This is a genomic window from Streptomyces sp. 3214.6 (assembly GCF_900129855.1).
Taxonomy (GTDB): Bacteria; Actinomycetota; Actinomycetes; order Streptomycetales; family Streptomycetaceae; genus Streptomyces; species Streptomyces soliscabiei.
Genome location: NZ_LT670819.1, coordinates 1,788,530 through 1,805,088, shown reverse-complemented (window position 1 = coordinate 1,805,088; position 16,559 = coordinate 1,788,530). Strand labels below are relative to the sequence as shown.

General features: G+C 69.4%; 15 protein-coding genes. 3 read left to right on the top strand and 12 right to left on the bottom strand.

Annotated features, from left to right (window positions below; translation table 11 throughout):
• Nucleotides 1–21: 21 nt before the first annotated feature.
• The 8 genes from B5557_RS08090 to B5557_RS08055 form a co-directional block, all read right to left on the bottom strand.
• Nucleotides 22–1,632, bottom strand: coding sequence for an FAD-binding oxidoreductase (locus B5557_RS08090; RefSeq protein ID WP_231976296.1), 1,611 nt, complete (start codon nucleotides 1,630–1,632; stop codon nucleotides 22–24).
• On the bottom strand, nucleotides 1,629–2,378 hold the full coding sequence (locus B5557_RS08085) for an ABC transporter ATP-binding protein (RefSeq protein WP_079658478.1): 750 nt from the start codon (nucleotides 2,376–2,378) through the stop codon (nucleotides 1,629–1,631). The genes B5557_RS08090 and B5557_RS08085 overlap by 4 nt, the downstream gene beginning before the upstream one ends.
• Nucleotides 2,375–3,091: an ABC transporter ATP-binding protein gene (locus B5557_RS08080; RefSeq protein WP_007379945.1), complete on the bottom strand. Its 717-nt coding sequence runs from the start codon at nucleotides 3,089–3,091 to the stop codon at nucleotides 2,375–2,377. The genes B5557_RS08085 and B5557_RS08080 overlap by 4 nt, the downstream gene beginning before the upstream one ends.
• Nucleotides 3,088–4,158: a branched-chain amino acid ABC transporter permease gene (locus B5557_RS08075; RefSeq protein WP_079658477.1), complete on the bottom strand. Its 1,071-nt coding sequence runs from the start codon at nucleotides 4,156–4,158 to the stop codon at nucleotides 3,088–3,090. Before B5557_RS08075 ends, B5557_RS08080 begins: the two co-directional genes overlap by 4 nt.
• A gap of 3 nt (nucleotides 4,159–4,161) precedes the next feature.
• On the bottom strand, nucleotides 4,162–5,031 hold the full coding sequence (locus tag B5557_RS08070) for a branched-chain amino acid ABC transporter permease (protein ID WP_079658476.1): 870 nt from the start codon (nucleotides 5,029–5,031) through the stop codon (nucleotides 4,162–4,164).
• A 33-nt stretch (nucleotides 5,032–5,064) separates the two neighbouring features.
• Complete coding sequence (locus tag B5557_RS08065; RefSeq protein ID WP_159424345.1) at nucleotides 5,065–6,396, bottom strand: ABC transporter substrate-binding protein; 1,332 nt, start codon at nucleotides 6,394–6,396, stop codon at nucleotides 5,065–5,067.
• Between the two features lie 73 nt (nucleotides 6,397–6,469).
• Nucleotides 6,470–8,080 carry an FAD-binding oxidoreductase gene (locus B5557_RS08060; RefSeq protein WP_231976295.1) on the bottom strand — a complete coding sequence of 537 codons (1,611 nt, stop codon included), beginning with the start codon at nucleotides 8,078–8,080 and terminating at the stop codon, nucleotides 6,470–6,472.
• An 80-nt stretch (nucleotides 8,081–8,160) separates the two neighbouring features.
• Nucleotides 8,161–8,784 (bottom strand): hypothetical protein, encoded by a 624-nt coding sequence (locus tag B5557_RS08055; protein ID WP_079658473.1) that lies wholly within the window; start codon nucleotides 8,782–8,784, stop codon nucleotides 8,161–8,163.
• A gap of 108 nt (nucleotides 8,785–8,892) precedes the next feature.
• On the opposite strand from B5557_RS08055, the gene B5557_RS08050 reads away from it, so the two are divergent.
• Together B5557_RS08050 and B5557_RS08045 are read left to right on the top strand one after the other, a co-directional pair.
• The gene (locus tag B5557_RS08050) at nucleotides 8,893–9,648 is read left to right on the top strand and encodes a glucose 1-dehydrogenase (RefSeq protein WP_099935560.1); all 756 of its coding nucleotides are present in this window, start codon (nucleotides 8,893–8,895) and stop codon (nucleotides 9,646–9,648) included.
• A 79-nt stretch (nucleotides 9,649–9,727) separates the two neighbouring features.
• Nucleotides 9,728–10,297, top strand: coding sequence for a MarR family winged helix-turn-helix transcriptional regulator (locus tag B5557_RS08045; protein WP_079658471.1), 570 nt, complete (start codon nucleotides 9,728–9,730; stop codon nucleotides 10,295–10,297).
• A 265-nt stretch (nucleotides 10,298–10,562) separates the two neighbouring features.
• Here B5557_RS08045 and B5557_RS08040 read toward each other — a convergent pair whose 3' ends face one another.
• From B5557_RS08040 to B5557_RS08030, 3 genes are read right to left on the bottom strand one after another with little or no spacing between them, the layout of a single operon-like run.
• The gene (locus tag B5557_RS08040) at nucleotides 10,563–11,525 is read right to left on the bottom strand and encodes an oxygenase MpaB family protein (protein WP_079658470.1); all 963 of its coding nucleotides are present in this window, start codon (nucleotides 11,523–11,525) and stop codon (nucleotides 10,563–10,565) included.
• 46 nt (nucleotides 11,526–11,571) lie between these two features.
• Nucleotides 11,572–13,002: an aldehyde dehydrogenase family protein gene (locus B5557_RS08035; RefSeq protein ID WP_079664654.1), complete on the bottom strand. Its 1,431-nt coding sequence runs from the start codon at nucleotides 13,000–13,002 to the stop codon at nucleotides 11,572–11,574.
• Nucleotides 13,003–13,040: 38 nt separating this feature from the next.
• Nucleotides 13,041–13,247 carry a hypothetical protein gene (locus B5557_RS08030; RefSeq protein WP_079658469.1) on the bottom strand — a complete coding sequence of 69 codons (207 nt, stop codon included), beginning with the start codon at nucleotides 13,245–13,247 and terminating at the stop codon, nucleotides 13,041–13,043.
• Between the two features lie 292 nt (nucleotides 13,248–13,539).
• Here B5557_RS08030 and B5557_RS08025 point away from each other — a divergent pair, with 292 nt between their 5' ends.
• Nucleotides 13,540–14,760 (top strand): PucR family transcriptional regulator, encoded by a 1,221-nt coding sequence (locus B5557_RS08025; RefSeq protein WP_231976537.1) that lies wholly within the window; start codon nucleotides 13,540–13,542, stop codon nucleotides 14,758–14,760.
• 484 nt (nucleotides 14,761–15,244) lie between these two features.
• On the opposite strand, the gene B5557_RS08020 is transcribed toward B5557_RS08025, so the two are convergent.
• A complete protein-coding gene (locus B5557_RS08020) occupies nucleotides 15,245–16,405 on the bottom strand; it encodes a serine hydrolase domain-containing protein (RefSeq protein WP_079658467.1) in 1,161 nt (386 codons plus the stop codon).
• Nucleotides 16,406–16,559: the final 154 nt, after the last annotated feature.

Here is a 16,559-nt window from a genome sequence, read left to right as displayed (position 1 = left end):
CGATCCCCGACAGAGTCAAGCTCAGCGCAGCGCCCGCGCCCTGATCCCCTGCTTGCCGGGCGAGAAGATGCCCTGCGGGTCGAGGCAGTCCTTGACGGCTTCGTTGAAGCGTCGCTGGGCGTGGCCGCCGAAGTCGAAGGTGTCGGCGACGGCATCCATGTGGCGCAGGTGTGTGCGGTAGACGCCGTAGCCGCGGCGGGCGCCTTCCGGGATGAGCCGGCCGATCACGTCGTACGCGTGCCGGGTCTGCGCCGCGTCGGCCGTGTTGAACCACAACGAGGTGATGTTGACGAAGGCGCGCGGGGTGAGCATCAGGGAGGTGGCGTAGTCCAGGCCTTCTGCCGCGAGGGCGGAGCGCAGCCAGCGGTTCTGCTCCAGCGCCTCCTCGCCGGTGAGCGGGGCGACGGGGGAGTAGTCGAGGTGGCCGCCCACGCCGTGTTCGTCCCAGCTGAGGTTGTCCAACAGGTCGAGCGTGGGGACGCCGGCCTGGGTGGTGTCGGACTGGTGCCGGATGCGCGGCAGGGCGGCGGCCGGGCCGTCCGGGATGGGTTCGACGGGCGCCGTGAGCCGGTCGACGGCGGTGGCGCCGTCGTATGCGCGAGCGGTGAGGCGGGCGCCGGGGATGGCCTCGAAGGCGCGGCGGCAGATCTCGTACTGCTGCTCCACGATTTCCGCGTGGCCGTACAGGGCGAAGCGCATGTACCAGCGGCCCGTGTCCGTCTCGCGGGCTATACGGTCGATGGCCTCCTCCGGAAGCGCGCCCTCTCCCCGGTACCAGTACTCGCGGGGCACACCGCTGAGCGCGCCGCCGACGAGCATCGTGTTGTACGCGATGGGGTAGTTGGGGATGGTGCGGTCCAGGAGCAGCGGGCGGACGGTGTCGACGAGGGCGACGATGTCCTCCTCGCGATCGACCCGCACGTCGCAGGACATGTACACCTCGGGCTGCGGTACGAGCCAGCAGCCCATCTTGGTGACGATGCCGTAGTTGGACTGCATGAACATCCCGTCGGCCGACGGACCGAAGCCGGGCTTGCGGACGGGCCAGGACGGGTTGCCCTCCATGGCGCCCATGCCGGTACGCAGCAGGGAGCCGTCAGCGAGGACGACCTCCATGCCGCTCTGGCGGCCGGGGTGGTCGCCGAGCGGGGTGAAGCCGACGCCGTGATCGAGGCAGTTGCCGATGACGCTGCCCCAGCCGAGGTCGGGGATGGAGGGCCACAGGGCGAGGCCGCGCCGCCGGATCTCCTCGAAGAGGTCGAAGAAGCGCACACCGGGCTCGACCACGCAGTACGCGAGGTCTTCGTCCAGTTCCAGGATGCGGTTCATGCGACGCAGGCTGACCGAGACCGAGCCGGTGGTGGCCGGGGCCGGACCGCCGTATCCGTTGTTGCGGCCCTGGGAGAACGTCCACAGCGGCAGGCTGTGTTCGCCGGCGATCCGGACGACGGCCTGGACCTCCTCGACGGTGGCGGGCGAGACGACAGCGGAGGGGATGTGCTCCTGCCAGGAGGCGTGGGCGTAGGGATCGCGGTACGGCAGCAGGTCCTCGGGGCGGTGCAGGACATGCTCCGGGCCGAGGGCGGCGGAGAGAGCGGCCAGAGCGTCGGCGGAGAGGGGCGGTCGGGTCATGACGGGGAGTCCTCGGCATTCGTGCGCAGCAGGTACGCGGCGCTCAGCTTCTCGGGGTTGTCCTTGAGCTCCTGTGCCGTGCCGCTGAAGCGGATGCGGCCGCCCTCCAGGATGTGGGCGGTGGTGGCCAGGGCGAGGGCGACGTGTGCGAACTGCTCGATGAGCAGGACGGCCGTGCCGGCGGCGGCGACGTCGGCCAGGACCGGCATCAGACGCTTGACCACGACCGGCGCCAGGCCCAGCGACAGCTCGTCCACGACCAGCACGGACGGCCGGGAGGCGAGTGCCTGGGCCAGGACGACCATCTGCTGCTGCCCGCCGGACAGGGCACGGGCGGGGGTGTGCCAGCGTTGCCTCAGCTCGGGGAAGAGCTCCAGCGCGTACTCGACTCCGGTCCGGCGGGCCTCGCGGCCGAGGGAGTAGACCGCGGCGTGCAGGTTGTCACGGACGGTCAGGCTGGGCAGCAGCCGCCGTCCTTCGGGTACGACTGCCACCCCGGCCGCCCGCACCTTCTCGGGCCGGCGTCCCGTCAGCTCGCGCTCGCCGAGCAGGAGGCGCCCGCCGGTGGGGCGCAGGATGCCGCCCAGCGCGAGGACCAGGGTGGACTTGCCCGCGCCGTTGGGGCCGAGGAGAGCGGTGACCTCTCCGGCGGGGATGTCGAGACGTACGTCGTGCAGCACGGTCCGGGTTCCGCGTGCGACACGGAGCTCTTCGACGTGCAGCGCGGGCGCGGTGGTGACGGTCATGCGACCTCCTCGGTACCGAGGTAGGCGCGCACGACATGCTCGTCGCGCAGGACCTCCTGGGTGGGACCGGCGGCGATGAGCCGGCCGAAGTCGAGCACGGCGGTGACGTCGCAGCAGGCAGACACCAGGCTCATGTCGTGGTCGACCAGTACGGTCATGGCGTCCAGCTCCGCCGGGATGCGGCGGATCACGGCACCGATCCGGCCCGTCTCCTCGTCCGGCAGTCCCGCGGCGGGCTCGTCGAGCAGGACCACGCGGGGGCGGCCGACGACCGCACGGGCGAGCTCGACCAGCCGTCGTTCCCCCGCGCCCAGGGCGCCGACCGGGGCCGTGGGGCTGACGGAAAGGCCGACGAAGTCCAGGGCGGTGAGCACGTCGCGGTGGCGGTCGCGGCGGTGGCCCCCGGTGTGCTCGTGGACCATGGCCACGTTGTCGTACACCGACAGTTGCTCGATCGCCTGCTCGGTCTGGAAGGTGCGGCGCAGCCCCCAGCGGGCTCGGCGGTGGCCCGGCAGGGCCAGCAGGTCGTCACCGAATGCCAGGACGCGGCCCGTCGCCGGGGTGACGAAGCCGCTGAGTACGTTGAAGAAGGTGGTCTTGCCGGCGCCGTTGGGGCCGATCAGGCCGCAGGCGCCGCCGGGCAGCGTCAGATCCATGGCCTGGATGGGGGTGACGCCGCCGAAGCGTACGGTCAACTCCCTGATCTCGATCATGACGTGGTCCTCCGCATCCGGACCCGGGCGCCCAGCCGGGCCAGGTCCCGGCTCATCTGGCCGGCGATGCCCTCCGGCGAGGTGACCAGTGTCTGCACGAGGCCCACCCCGAAGACGATCAGCAGGACGTTGCCGCTGACCCCCCAGGTGTCGAGCAGGGCGGGCATCGCCTTCAGCATCAGCCCTGCCACGACGGCTCCGGCGAAGTGGTACATGCCCGCCATCAGCAGGGCGGCCAGCAGAGTGATCGACTCCTGCGGGGGGAACTGGTAGACCGTCAGCCCGCCCGCGCTGGCCGCCAGCAGGGCCCCGGCCACACCGGTCATGAAGCACGCCAGGGCGAAGGCCCACAGCTTGTACAGGGTGACGTTGATCCCGGCGGCCACCGCCGCGTGCTCGCTCTGCCGGATCGCCGCCCAGGCCCTGCCCGGCCTGCCCCGGGTATGGACGATGGCCAGCAGGAACATCAGGGCACAGACCACGACCGTGTAGCGGAAGTACGCGGTGTCGCCGGCGGCGACGGCGGGCCGGGCCAGCGGCACGGTGCCGGATTTCACGGGGTCGTAGCCGAGGAAGCCGGGTCCGCCGTTGGGGAAGTTGGTGTTGGTCAGCACGATGGTGACCGCAGCGGCCAGCATGAGGGTGATCAGGGCCAGGTACAGGCCGGACAGCCGCAGGGCGGGGAGCCCGATGACGATTCCGATCAGTCCGGTCACCACACCGGTGGCCAGCACTACCAGCCAGAACGGCAACGCGCCGGTCTGGCCCAGCCGCTGCGCGGTCCAGCCGCCGACTGCGAGCATCGCGATCTGGCCCAGTGAGATCAGCCCGACCCGCCCGTACAGCACGCTCAGACCCAGGGCCGCGACCGAGAACACCGCCGCGGCGGTGAGGACCTGGATCCAGTACGCGCTGGTGAACAGCGGCAGCAGGAGCGCGGCCGCCGCCACAGCGGCCGGCCAGGCCGCCGCCGACAGGGGCTGCCGCAGCCTGTGCCCGATGGCCGCCGTCGGGTGCCGCGCATGGTCCGGTGCGGTGGCGCGGTGCGCGTCTTCGAGGACGTTCATTCGTCAGACCCTTGTCTGTGACGGGCGGCGGACGGCCATGACCAGCACGACCGCTATCGCCACCAGGAACGGCGTCATGGACCGGTAGGAGGACAGGCTCGCCACGGGAGTGAGCAGGGACTGGGCGACCCCGATGACGAGGCCGGCAGCCAGCGTGGTCCACAGCGACTCCAGCCGTCCGACGAGGGCGGCGGCCAGCCCGGAGATGATCAGGAACGTCAGCCCGGTGATGTCGAGGCCGACCAGGTTGGACAGCACGATCCCCGCCACGCCGAAGACGACGCCGGAACCCAGCCAGGCGGCCGCCTCCACCCGGCGTACCGGTACGCCCAGCAGCGCGCTGCTCTCCCGGTCGTCGGCCAGCGCGCGCATCGCCGTGCCCAGCGCCGTGCGGTCCAGGAACTGCGCGGTGACGGCGGTGAGCAGCAGGCCGAGCGCCAGGCTGATCAGCTGGGTGCCGTTGACGTGGACGGTGCCGAGGACGATGCCCCAGGCGGTCGTGGGCAGGGAGAGGGAGTAGGTCTGCGCGCCCCAGATCCAGGACATGGTGCCCAGCAGGACGAGCGTCAGACCGAGCGTGGCCGCGGCCTTGACCAGCGGTTCGCGCTGAGCGAGCCGGGGACCGAGGAGCAGGCCGTACACCAGGGTGATCGCCGCCGACAGCGCCACGCCGAGTGCGGCCGCGGGCCAGACGGACAGGCCCGCGGTGGTGGCCAAGGAGCAGGCGGTGAAGGCACCGACGGCGCCGACCGCTCCGCCCGCCAGATAGAGCACTCCGGTGGTGCGGTACAGCACCACGATGCCGACGCCGGAGAGCGAGAACACACCACCGAGAGCCAGTCCGAGAACGAGGAAGGGCAGAAGGCTTGGCATGGGAGACGTCCGGTTCCGATCAGCCGCCGGCGGTCAGCCGAGACCGATCTGCTTCTCGTATGCGCGGATCTTGGCGAAGTTGTTGTTCGGGAGGGCGGGCATCTCGGAGCAGTCCTGGGTCTGCGTCCACTGACCGCTCTTCGGAGTGATGGTCCGGGTGGTGTTGTTGGCGGTGTGGAACGCCTGGGTGCCGAAGTACCAGGGCTTGCAGTACAGGTCGGACCGGTAGTCCTTGACACCCTTGAACGCCGCGCCCACGGTGGCGGTGGTGTAGTCGCCGGACTTGATGCTCAGCAGCGCCTGGACGGCGATCCGTGCGGCGGTGAAGCCGAGCTGGCCGAAGTTTCCGAGCTGGGTCTTCGGGGCGTACTTCCGGCGCAGCTGGAGATAGAGCTGGTTGTCCGGACCGGGCGAGCTGGCCAGGTTCATCTCGGCGTTGACACCGAGCTTGCCGTCCCAGGCGCTGCCCAGTTGCTGGAGCATGGACTGGTCGTTGCAGCCCGCCGGGCAGCCCCATATGGCCTGGTCGATCAGTCCCTGCTGCTCGATTGCCTTGAACACCTTCAGAGCCTCACCCGCGTTGAGGTTCACCACGACACCGCCGCCGGCGCCCGCGGCCTGGGCGGCCTTGAGCGCGAGCCCGTTGGCGTCGGCGACCGGGACGTTCTCCACCCAGGCGGTGACCGGGACGCCGGCCTTCTTGCCGAGCTCCTTGATGCTGGCGTTGATGGCGTTGGAGCCGGGTGTGTTGCTGGTGAAGACGACCAGCTTCTTGGCGCCCTTGTCGAGCAGGTACTGGGCGGTGGCCAGCGCGCTGTAACTTGCGCCGACGTTGACCGGCGCGATGGCGGGGGAGTTGAAGCAGTCGAGGGCGAGGCCCGCGTCGATGCCGTAGACGGCCTTCGTCTCGTAGGTCTTGGCGTTGACCGAGCAGTCCAGGACGCTGCTGCTGGCGGTGAAGCCGACGATCTTCTCGGTGTCGATCAGCTTGGTCGCCAGGGACGCGGTCAACTGCGGGTCGAGCGCGTCCTTTTCCACGACGAGTTTCACGGGGCGGCCGTTGATGCCGCCGTTGGCGTTGACGCAGGAGAAGTACGCGTTCGCCATGTCGGTGACGTCGGTGAAGCTCAGCCCGGGGGTGTCAGAGACGATGGCACCGAGCTTGATGGCCGGCCCGGTGGCCGTCTTGCCGTTGCCGAGGCCGCACTTGGAGGCCTTGGACGGCTTCGCGGAGGAGGCCGCGGCGGCGTCGGTGCCGGTGGAGGCGCAGCCGGTGGCCAGCAGGGCCAGGAGGGGTGCGCAGGCGGCGACGGTGAGCACGCGGGTGCTCGTGGATCTGTGCGGGCGATTGCCGTTGGTCTTCACAATGGGCTCCGTTGCTCACGGTGGTCGACTGGGGCGAAGGGGAAGGGAGGAAGGGCGCGCGGGCGGAAGCGGGTCAGCGGCTGGGCGACACGTCGCGCAGGTGGCGCAGTCCGGAAGGCCAGACGCCCTGCTTGCCGGGGGAGAGAATGCCGTGTGGGTCGAGCGCGTCCTTGAGTCGCTCGTTGAAGCGGCGCAGCGCGTGATCGCCGAAGTCGAAGGTGTCGGCGACGGCGTCCATGAAGTCGACGTGCGTGCGGTAGACGCCGTAGCCGGCCCCGGCGAGGGCGCGGACCAGTTCGGGGTAGAGCCGGTAGGCGTCGCCGGTCTGCTTCTCGTCGCAGGGGTTGAAGTAGAGCTGGGCGACGTTGGTGATGTGCCGCTGGCCCAGGATCATGGCGGGGTCGTAGTCCAGCCCGCTGCCGCTCAGCTGGTCGTCCAGCAGGGCATGCACCCGTACGACGTCCTCCCCGCGCAGGGGTGAGACGGTGGAGAAGTCGAGATGGCCGCCTCCCTCGCCGCTGTACCAGGACAGTGCCCGCATCAGGTCCAGGCTGGGGATGCCCGCCTGGACCTGGGCGTTCTGATCTCGGGCGGTGTCGTGTACAGCGTGTCCGGCGAACTTCTCGCCGACGACGTGGACGCCGGGGATGACCGACAGTGCCTTCCTGATCCGGGCGAGGCGGGCGTCGACGATGCCCTCGGTGCCGTACAGCGCGAAGCGCATGTTCCAGCGGCCGAGGCCCAACCGCCGGGCGAGCCGGAGAACCGCGTCCTCGGGTACGGGGCCGGGACCGTCGTACACCTCGGCACGGGTGGGTGCGCCGTCCATGACGGAGGCGATGAAGAGCGGATGGCCGATGGCGGGGTGGTTCTGGAGGGTGCGGTCCAGCAGGAGGGGGCGAAGCGCGTCGATGAGGACGGGCAGGTCCTCCTTGCGGGGCACCTGGACGCCGCCGGAGAGATAGCACTCAGGCTCGGGCATCAACCACACTCCCGCCCGGGTGACGATGGAGAGTCCGGACTGCTTGAACAGACCGTCGGCCGTGGGACCGAAGCCACGGGGGTAGGCGTGCCAGGCACGGTTGCCGGACATCGCGCCCATGCCGGTGCGCAGCAGACTCCCGTCGGGCAGGACGACTTCCAGGCCGCACAGCCGGGCGGCGTGGTCGCCGTCGACGGTGTAGCCGATCCCGTGGTCGAGGGCGTTGCCGATGACGCTGCCCCAGCCGAGGTCGGGGGCGGAGGACCAGACCTTGTGACCGCTGGCCCGCAGGTGGTCGTACAGGTCGAAGAAGCGCACACCGGGCTCGACGACCGCGTAGGCCAGTTCCTCGTTCACTTCGAGGACGCGGTTCATGCGGCGCAGGCTGACCTGCACCGATCCGGGGACGCGGGGTGCGGGTCCGCCATAGGCGTTGTTTCGGCCCTGGGAGAAGGTCCACAGCGGGACGCGGTGCTCGCCGGCGATGCGGACGACCGCCTGGACCTCTTCGACGGTGGCCGGCATGACGACGGCGGTCGCGGTGTGGTCGCTCCAGCCCGGGTGGGAGAAGGGGTCTCGGAAGTCGTCGACGGTTTCGGGGGCGGTGAGGACCGCGTCCGTGCCGAGCGCCGCGACGAAGGCGTTGGCGGCGGCGTCGGGGAGCGGGCGGACGGTGGTGTGGGAAGGTGGCTGGAAAGGCACGTCGGGCCTCCCGGACATGCGGGCCGGCTCGGACCCGCGGATGCAGAAAAATACTGAGAGATCTAACCGATTTCTGGAAGCTACGCCGGGGTCACACCCACGTCAATAGGGGTGTCGAGCAACGGTGCCAGCAGGTCAGCGGCCTGCTGCGGCGTGACGACGTCCGCTGGATCCATGCGGTGGACCTCGCGTGAGGCGCGGTCGATGTAGACGTGTTCGCCGAGCAGCTTGACGGCCTCGTCATAGGGCCAGACATTGGCCACTTTGTGGGTGACGAGGTAGTGGGCGTCGAGGTCGTCGACGTCCTCGCCCATCGCGGGCTTCATCAGCGCACCCGGGATGATCTGCCCCAGCAGTGACTCGATGGCCAGTCCCCAGTCCGCGACCGCGATGCGCTCGGTGAGCGGCACGAGCACGTTCAGTCCGGCGTCGGTCATCGTGCGGTAGAAGCCGGCGACGGCGTCATGGCCGTCGAAGACGGCGGTGTTGTCGCCTTCGGCGATGCGGTAGACGGGGTGGGGCACGGTCAGATCCGGGTCGAGGATCTCCGGCCACCGGCCGGACACCTCCAGCATGGCGTGGCGGCGGAAGTTGGTCAGGATCGCCCGTTGACGGGGATCGGTCGCGAGGCCGAGCTGGCGCTCTGCCTCGCGCGGGACGTTCAGGACGTCCAGTCGCGGCACGACGGCCGGAATGAGGCGCACGGTGCGCTCCTCTCGCTCTGAAGCGGCCTCAACGTAGCAACCAATTAATTAGAGGTCTAGGTATTGAGCGGGTGTGAATTACTAAGACATCGAGCTAGTCTCGGAGGCGTGGAGATCACAATGAAGGGCAAGGCCGGGCTGGTCACCGGCGCGGCAGGTGGCATCGGACGAGCCGCCGCCGTGGCATTCGGGCGCGCCGGGGCGGCGGTCGTCGTCGCCGATCTGGGCAGTCGGCGCGCCGCCGGACTGGAGACCGTGCGGCTGGTCGAGCAGGCCGGCGGGCGGGCACTGTTCGTCGCGTGCGACGTCACCGAGGCCGACGAGTGCACCGCACTCGCGGCGACCGTGGCAGAGACGTACGGGCGGCTGGACTTCGCGCACAACAACGCGGGTATCGCCGTGCAGGGCAGCGTCACCGACACCGACGAGGCGGCCTTCGACCGTTGCCTCGCCGTGAACGTGAAAGGGGTCTGGCACGGGCTGCGGGCGCAGATCCCCCTCATGGCCGCGTCGGGTGGCGGTGCGATCGTCAACACCGCGTCGCTCGCCGGGCTCATCGGCCTTCCGCAGGGCGCCGCCTACTCCGCGAGCAAGCATGCCGTGATCGGTCTGACCAAGACCGCCGCCATCGAGTGCGCGGACCGGAACATCCGGGTCAACGCGGTCTGCCCGGCGGCGGTCCGCACCGACATGATCGCCGCTCTGCCGCCCGAACTCCAGGCGCAGGCCGTAGCCCCCCAGGCGATCAAGCGGTTCGCCGAACCGGAGGAGATCGCCGATGCCGTGCTCTGGCTCTGCTCCGACGCGTCGTCCTTCGTGACGGGGACCGCTCTGCCTGTGGACGCGGGGGCCACCGCGTCGTAACCGGGCAGTATGTGCGGCGAGCCGGCGATATTCTGAGACCTCTCAGTAACTTCTCCTATCGTGAGGACAGAGTCCCTTCATGCGGTCGAGCCAGTCCCAGCTCCCGATCCCCGGCGATCCGGCCGAGGCCGACGCCCAGGCCGCCGAGGCCATCCGATCCTTCGCGCCGGACGCGGACATCGACGCCATGCTCATGATCTTCGGACTGGTAAGAGCGGCTGAACGGCTCCAGCAGGACTTCGAGGTCAGCGTCCAGCGCCCGGCCGGCCTCACCTGGGCGAGCTTTCGTGCCCTGTTCGCGGTCAAGACGGTCGGCGAACTGACCCCGCTGCAGCTCGCCCGGCTGACCAATGTCTCCCAGGCCAGCGTTTCGGCGGTGCTCAACACCCTGGAACGCAAGGGACTCATCCAGCGCAGCAGGTCGGACAAGGACGGCCGGTCCGTCACCATCCAGCTCACCGACTACGGACACGACGTGGTCGGTGAGCTCTTCGCACGCAACAACGCCCGCGAGGCCGAGTGGGCCCGAGCCCTGACCGCCCGCGAGCGCGGCACCCTGGTCCGGCTGCTGCGGAAGATCCGTCGGCATGAGGTCAGCACGATCACGGACGCCACCCGAGTGGTGAACGGTGACGTCGGCACGCCGTGAGCCTTCGCAACGAACCGGTGGGTGAGGCGGCGGGCCGCGCGGTGTCGGCTGACGGCGTCGCCGGCTCCTCGGTCGGAGCGATCCGGGCAGCACGGACCGCCGGGTACAGGTCGGCAGCGGCCCATCACAAGGGTCGAGGCGAGGCCGCCCGCGACCGCCCGGCCGGGGACGGTAGCCGGCCGACGACCGCCGCGGGGTCGAGTTCGGGAGCCGACGCGGAAGGGGCGAGGATCCCGACGACCGTGCACCGGTCCCGGCCGACACGTCAGACGTCCGTACTCGTCGACCCGTCCGGCGCGGGCCGTTGTCCCCTCATGCCGGACAGAGCGGCCTTCAGCCGGCCGCCCATCGGGGTCTCCGGGCGGGGCTCGGCGAACGCGGCGCGGATCGGCGCCACCTCGACCGGGTCGGGCGCCCACCGGACCTGGACGGTGATGAGCGTGCGCAGTGTCCGCCGCAGGGTCCGGGCCACGAGCGGTCGCGGGCCCTTGAGCCCGTGGACGGCGAGCAGTTCCGGGGTGGCAAGGGACAGCACGAGGGCACGACCGAGCCCGTGCAACGGGCGGGGGAACCAGCGGTCGCAGAACTGCTGCAGCATCGCCTCGGCGACGACGTTGCTCTCCGGAGCGGTCGAGTAGTCGTTGCGCTCGAAGTCGGCGAGGAAGGCGAGCATCCCGTCGAAGTCCGCCGGCACCGGGACGCCCTGGTCCGAACCGATACGGAACAGCCCGGCGATCTGCGACCAGTGCCGGTGGGCGGCCCGCTGCTCCTTGGCGCTGAAGCCGGGCAGGCCGAGCCGCTGCATCACCCGGTGCGGCTCGGCGGCCAAGACGCAGATCGTGTACGTGTACTGGCGTACGTCCAGGATCGCGTCGGGGTACTTCCCCGCCCAGGCGTCGTGCTGCCGGTTGACCTGTTCGACGGACTCACGCACGCTCGGGTCGTGCGCACCCTCGCCGAGGTACCAGGTCCACACCGCGCGCATGGTGCCCTCTATACGACGCTGCTGGTGCAGGACGACCTTGCCCGTGCCGCCGCGGACGAGTGTGCGTGCGCCGCTGCCCGGCCCGACGAGCCGCAGGAAGCCATGGCACACCGCCATGTTGAGGATCATCGGGCTGGTCCGGTAGGCGTTGCCGAGCTGCCAGATCCGGGCGTGATCGACGTCCGGGTCGAGCGCCTCGATCTCGGCGTCGATCCACTTGCGCGGTTTCTCCCTGGTGGCCACGTGTCCTCCTCGAGTTCCTGATCGGGTCTGGTGATTTCGTCAAGCACTAGCGCTGGATCGCCTTGGTCTCCAGAAACTCCTCCAGTCCCTGGGCGCCGCCCTCGCGGCCGACGCCGGACTGCTTGTATCCGCCGAACGGCGCGCCCGGGTTGAACGCGCCCCCGTTCACCTCGATCTGACCGGCCCGCAGGCGCCGGGCCACCCGCAGCGCTCGTTCCGGATCGCCCGACCAGACCCCACCGGCCAGGCCGTACTCGGTGTCGTTGGCGATCCGGACGGCGTCGTCCTCATCCTGGTACGGCATGATCGACAGGACCGGGCCGAAGATCTCCTCACGGGCGATCGTCATCTCCGGGGTGACGCCGGAGAACACGGTGGCCGGCACGTAGTACCCCCGGCCCAGGTCGGCAGGGTCGCGCCCGCTCTCCACTCCGCCGACGACCAGGGTTGCGCCCTCGTCGATACCCTTCTGGATGTACGACCGGACTCGCTCCAGCTGGACCGAGCTGACCAGCGGCCCCAGCCGGGTCCCCGGGTCGGACGGATCGCCGTGCCGGTACTCGCCGGCCACCCGGGCGGCGATCTGCTCCGCCTCGGCCAGCCGGCCGACCGGCACCAGCATCCGGGTCAGCGCCGAGCAGGTCTGACCGGAATTGACGTAACACTTGGCCAGGCCATCGGCTACCGCCCGCTCGAAGTCGGCATCGTCGAGCAGCACGTTGGCCGACTTCCCGCCGAGCTCCAGAGCGACCCGCTTGACCGTCTCGGCCGCCACCACCGCGACCCGCTTCCCGGCCCGGGTGGAGCCGGTGAACGACACCATGTCGACCCCGGGATGCGCCGCCAGCGCCTCGCCGACCACCGGGCCGAACCCGCTGAGCAGGTTGAAAACCCCGGCCGGCAGGCCGACGTCGTCGAAGATCGAGGCCAGCGCATGACCCGCCAGCGGAGCCACTTCGGTCGGCTTGACCACCACCGTGCAGCCGGCCGCGAGCGCAGCCGCCACCTTCAGCACGATCTGGTGCAGCGGGAAGTTCCAGGGGGTGATGCAGCCGACCACACCGATCGGTTCCCGCACGATCAGGGAGTTGCCGACCTCGGGGCCGTCGAACGGGAAGCTCCGGGCCAGCCGGGCGAAGTTCGCCAGGTTGAAGGCAGGCAGGCCGACCTGTATGGATGCGGCGGCCTGCAGCGGCATCCCCATGTCTCGGGAGATCAGCGCGGCGATCTCGTCGGTCCGGGCCACCAGCGCCTCGTGGGCTTTTTCCAGGTAGTCCGCCCGCTCGCCCGGCGGCCGGGCCGACCAGGCCGGCAGCGCCCGGCGCGCAGCGGCCACCGCGCGATCCACGTCCGCCGGTGTCCCGGCCACGACCTGGGCGATCACTTCCTCGGTGGCCGGGTTCAGCACCTCGATCCGGTCGGTCCCGGCCGAGGCCACCCACTCACCGCCGATGTACAGGGACGTCCGGTCCAGCACCTGGCCGCCTGCGGGGGTGCCGATGTAGGTCGGGGCGCTCAACGGTCGGCGTCCGTGTGGATCACCATGCCGCGAATGTTCTTGCCTTCTTTCATGTCCTGGTACTCCTGATCGATGTCTTCGAACCGGTACTTGTTGGTGATCAGCTCGTCGAGGTTCAACCGGCCGGCCTGGTAGAGGGAGAGCAGCGCGGGGATCTCGACTCGCGGGTGGCTCTTGACCCCGGAGATTCCGTGCGTGAGCACGATGGTCGGTAGGGCCCCTCGATCGTGGGAAACGGCGGGACGGAAGATCGTTGCTTCACACTCGCCATCACCGGACCTGAATCGCGCTTCAGTCCGGGGCCCTGACACACGAGTCACCTGACCCTCCCATCGCCGTTCGCCTTTGTCCGATCGCGGGGTCGGCGAGCGCACCGACGCACTCATGGTCGACCTGTGACAGGCGCCACTCAATGTTGTGATGCACAGCATTAACCGAGAGAACAGTGCACAGTGCACAGCACAGGGCACAGGAAGGAGGGGTAGTGTGAGCGCTATGCATGGCGCCGGTTTGCGGGGCGACTCCGAAAAATTGCTACGCACCATGTGCAAGGAGTTCCTGGCCGATCCCTCCGTCTTGCGTCCGATCCAGGACGCACTTGTCAACGCAATCGATGCCCGCTTCGGATCGGACCCCTCCATTGCAGAGGCGATCGGTGAGGCGACCCGGGCCTACTCGCATCATTGGGCACGCTCGATGTACGAGGACCCGTGGCGGGACGTGGAGCCCCTCCTGACAAGCCAGATCGTCAACATCTCGCGCGACGGGTATCGCTGGGGTGAGGAGGACACCTTCCGCGCTTCCAACTACGCCGCTCAACAGGCGATGTGGTCCATCTTGATGCGGATCGCATTTTCACTGTGCGATGAAACCGCCGTCCTGCAGCCCGCTCTTGACCGGGCCTCGCGCTCACTGTCGCTCTGGGTCGACCGCACAGTCACTGCCGTGATCGACATTCTGGAGCAGGAGCGCGCAGCTCTGTCGGGCGACGAGCACGTAAGGCGCCTTGAGCTGGTCAATCTCATCCTGGGTGGAGCACCGGTTCCTGTGACCGGCGCTGATCAGAGTCTCGGATACTCGCTTTCAGCCAGACATTTGGGGGTAATCCTCTGGGCGCCACCACAGTTCGCCGATCGCGCGGCACTCGTGCAGGTGGCGAGCGAGCTCAGCCGGATCGCGGAGTCCAGAAGCCGGCTGCTCGTTCATGCCAGCGCTTCGTCGCTGTGGCTGTGGCTGACGCCCGGAATCCCAGTTTCGGCCGAGGCGCTCGAGACCGCTCTAGCCCCGCACCGCGACGTCAGGCTTGCGATCGGTTCATTGGACGAGGGAGTGGACGGGTTCCGACGCACCCACGACCGCGCGGTGGAGACCCAACGGCTGGTGCAGAGCAACAACGCGCACCGGGTCGCCTTCTATGACGACGTCGCCGCCGTCATATTGCTGGCCCGAGATGAAGCCCGGCTACGCGAATTCATCTACGCCACTCTCGGCCCGTTGGCCTCAGGCCCACAGGACCTACGTGACACGCTGCGAATGTTTATCCACCAGCGGTACAACGCATCCCGGACAGCAGAGCTGCTGTTCACCCACCGAAACACCATCCTGCAACGCATTCGCCGCGCCGAAGACCGCCTGCCCGTCACTCTGGACCGGCACGGCACCAATGTCGGTATCGCCCTGGACGCGATGCACTGGCTGAACCTCCAGGACGAGTAGATGCAGCCCATCATCCGGGCCGGGGACGCCACACTCTCCAGCGGTCCGCCCGCTGCGGGAGATGGTCAAAGGGCACAAGCGCCAACGCCCCAGCAGTCCGGGCTTCGTCGATGCGGAAGCCGGACCGTTGGCCGACGACCTCGCCCGGCGTACCGAAGGGAATCCCGGGCGGAACGGCGTGCGCTCGTGCCGTTGGCCCGTCCATCCCTCCGCCGTCCCCTTGCAGTTCAGCGGGCCAGGCCGGAGGTGGGGCCTCGGCCTGGCCGTAAGTACTGTCCAGTGTCGGCCGCAAGACAGGGAGAGCGCCATCCGCGATGCTGGACATCGAGGAGCGGCTTTGCTTCATACTCACGGCCTGCGGCGATCTCCCGATCGAGGCTCCCGTTCGAGGCTCACAGCTCAAGATCACGCTGTGCGTTGGTCCTAGGTCTGGAACGTGCTCGACGGATCCGTCGAGCACGCTTGCTGTGGTCGGTGCGGGCGTTTACGGGCGGCCGAGGCTCTGATAGACGGCTTCTGCGATGCGGTGGAACCGCTCGTCGCCGCCGGTGTTGATGCTGCCGTCACTGCCGCCCATCTTCATGTGGTTCATGGTGAACGCCACGGTCAGGCGGTTGTCGCAGTCCGCGATGACCATGCCGCCCCCAGCGCCGCCCCAGTAGCAGGTACGAGGCCCGGCCATGGGCAGATCGTCGTTGCCCAGCCCCCAGCCCATACCGAACTTCACGTGCTTTCCCAGGAGCAGGTCGGCGCCATCCGACTGCTGATCGAAGAGGGTCTGGACGCCCTTCTCGGACAGCACTCGCACACCGCGTGCCTCGCCGCCGCAGGCGATCACCGAGTGCACGGCGGCCACCGAGCGCGCATTGCCCTGGCCGTTGGCGGCAGGAATCTCCGCAGCCCGCCAGGCGCGCGTGGCCGCGAACGGCTCCGGGTCGGCCAGCACGTTGGGGCGCCCGAACACCTTGGCACCCGTTTCCTCCAGCTCGGGCGGGAAGGAGAGGCCATCGATGTTGAAGACATTCGAGACACGATCGTCGGCCTCGGCGGGCAGGCCGATGTGGAAGTCGGCGCCCAGCGGGGTGGCCACCTGCTCGGCGAAGAACTGACCCACGCTCTGCCCGGTGATCCGGCGAACCACCTCACCGACGAGATAGCCCTGGGTCACGGCGTGGTAGCCGGAGGCGGTGCCCGGTTGCCACCAGGGCTTCTGCGCGGCGAGCAGGTCGGTGCACCTGTCCCAGTCATACAGCTCGTCGGGAGCCGCCAGCGGCACGTCCCAGCCCGCCAGCCCGGCGGTGTGGGACAGCAGATGCCTGACCTCGACCGCGTCCTTTCCCTCGGCGGCGAACTCCGGCCAGTACCGCGCCACGGGTGCGTACAGGTCCAGCTCCCCGCGGTCGGCAAGCACAAGCGCGCAGAGGTTGGTCATGGTCTTGGTGACCGACCAGACGTTGACCAGGGTGTCGCGGGTCCAGGGCCGGGTCTGCGCACGGTCGGCGTAGCCGCCCCACAAATCGACCACCGGCTCGCCGTCCAGGAACACCGCCGCCGATGCCCCGCCCTGGCTCTCGTCCAGGGCCTGCTCGAAGGCTTTCCTCACTGCGGCGAACCGGTCGTCGCACTGACCCGAGATCTCTTTCATCCTCAGCTTTTCCCTTCGTGTTTTGAATGTCTCAGCAGCGCTGAGCCCAGAAGAACGAAACGACTAATGCTTACTAAAAGGGCTGAACGGGCCCCGCGTCGTGCAGGCACGGTCGCCTTGGCGGCTGAGCCGCTGGAGCGGAACGGGTTTTGAA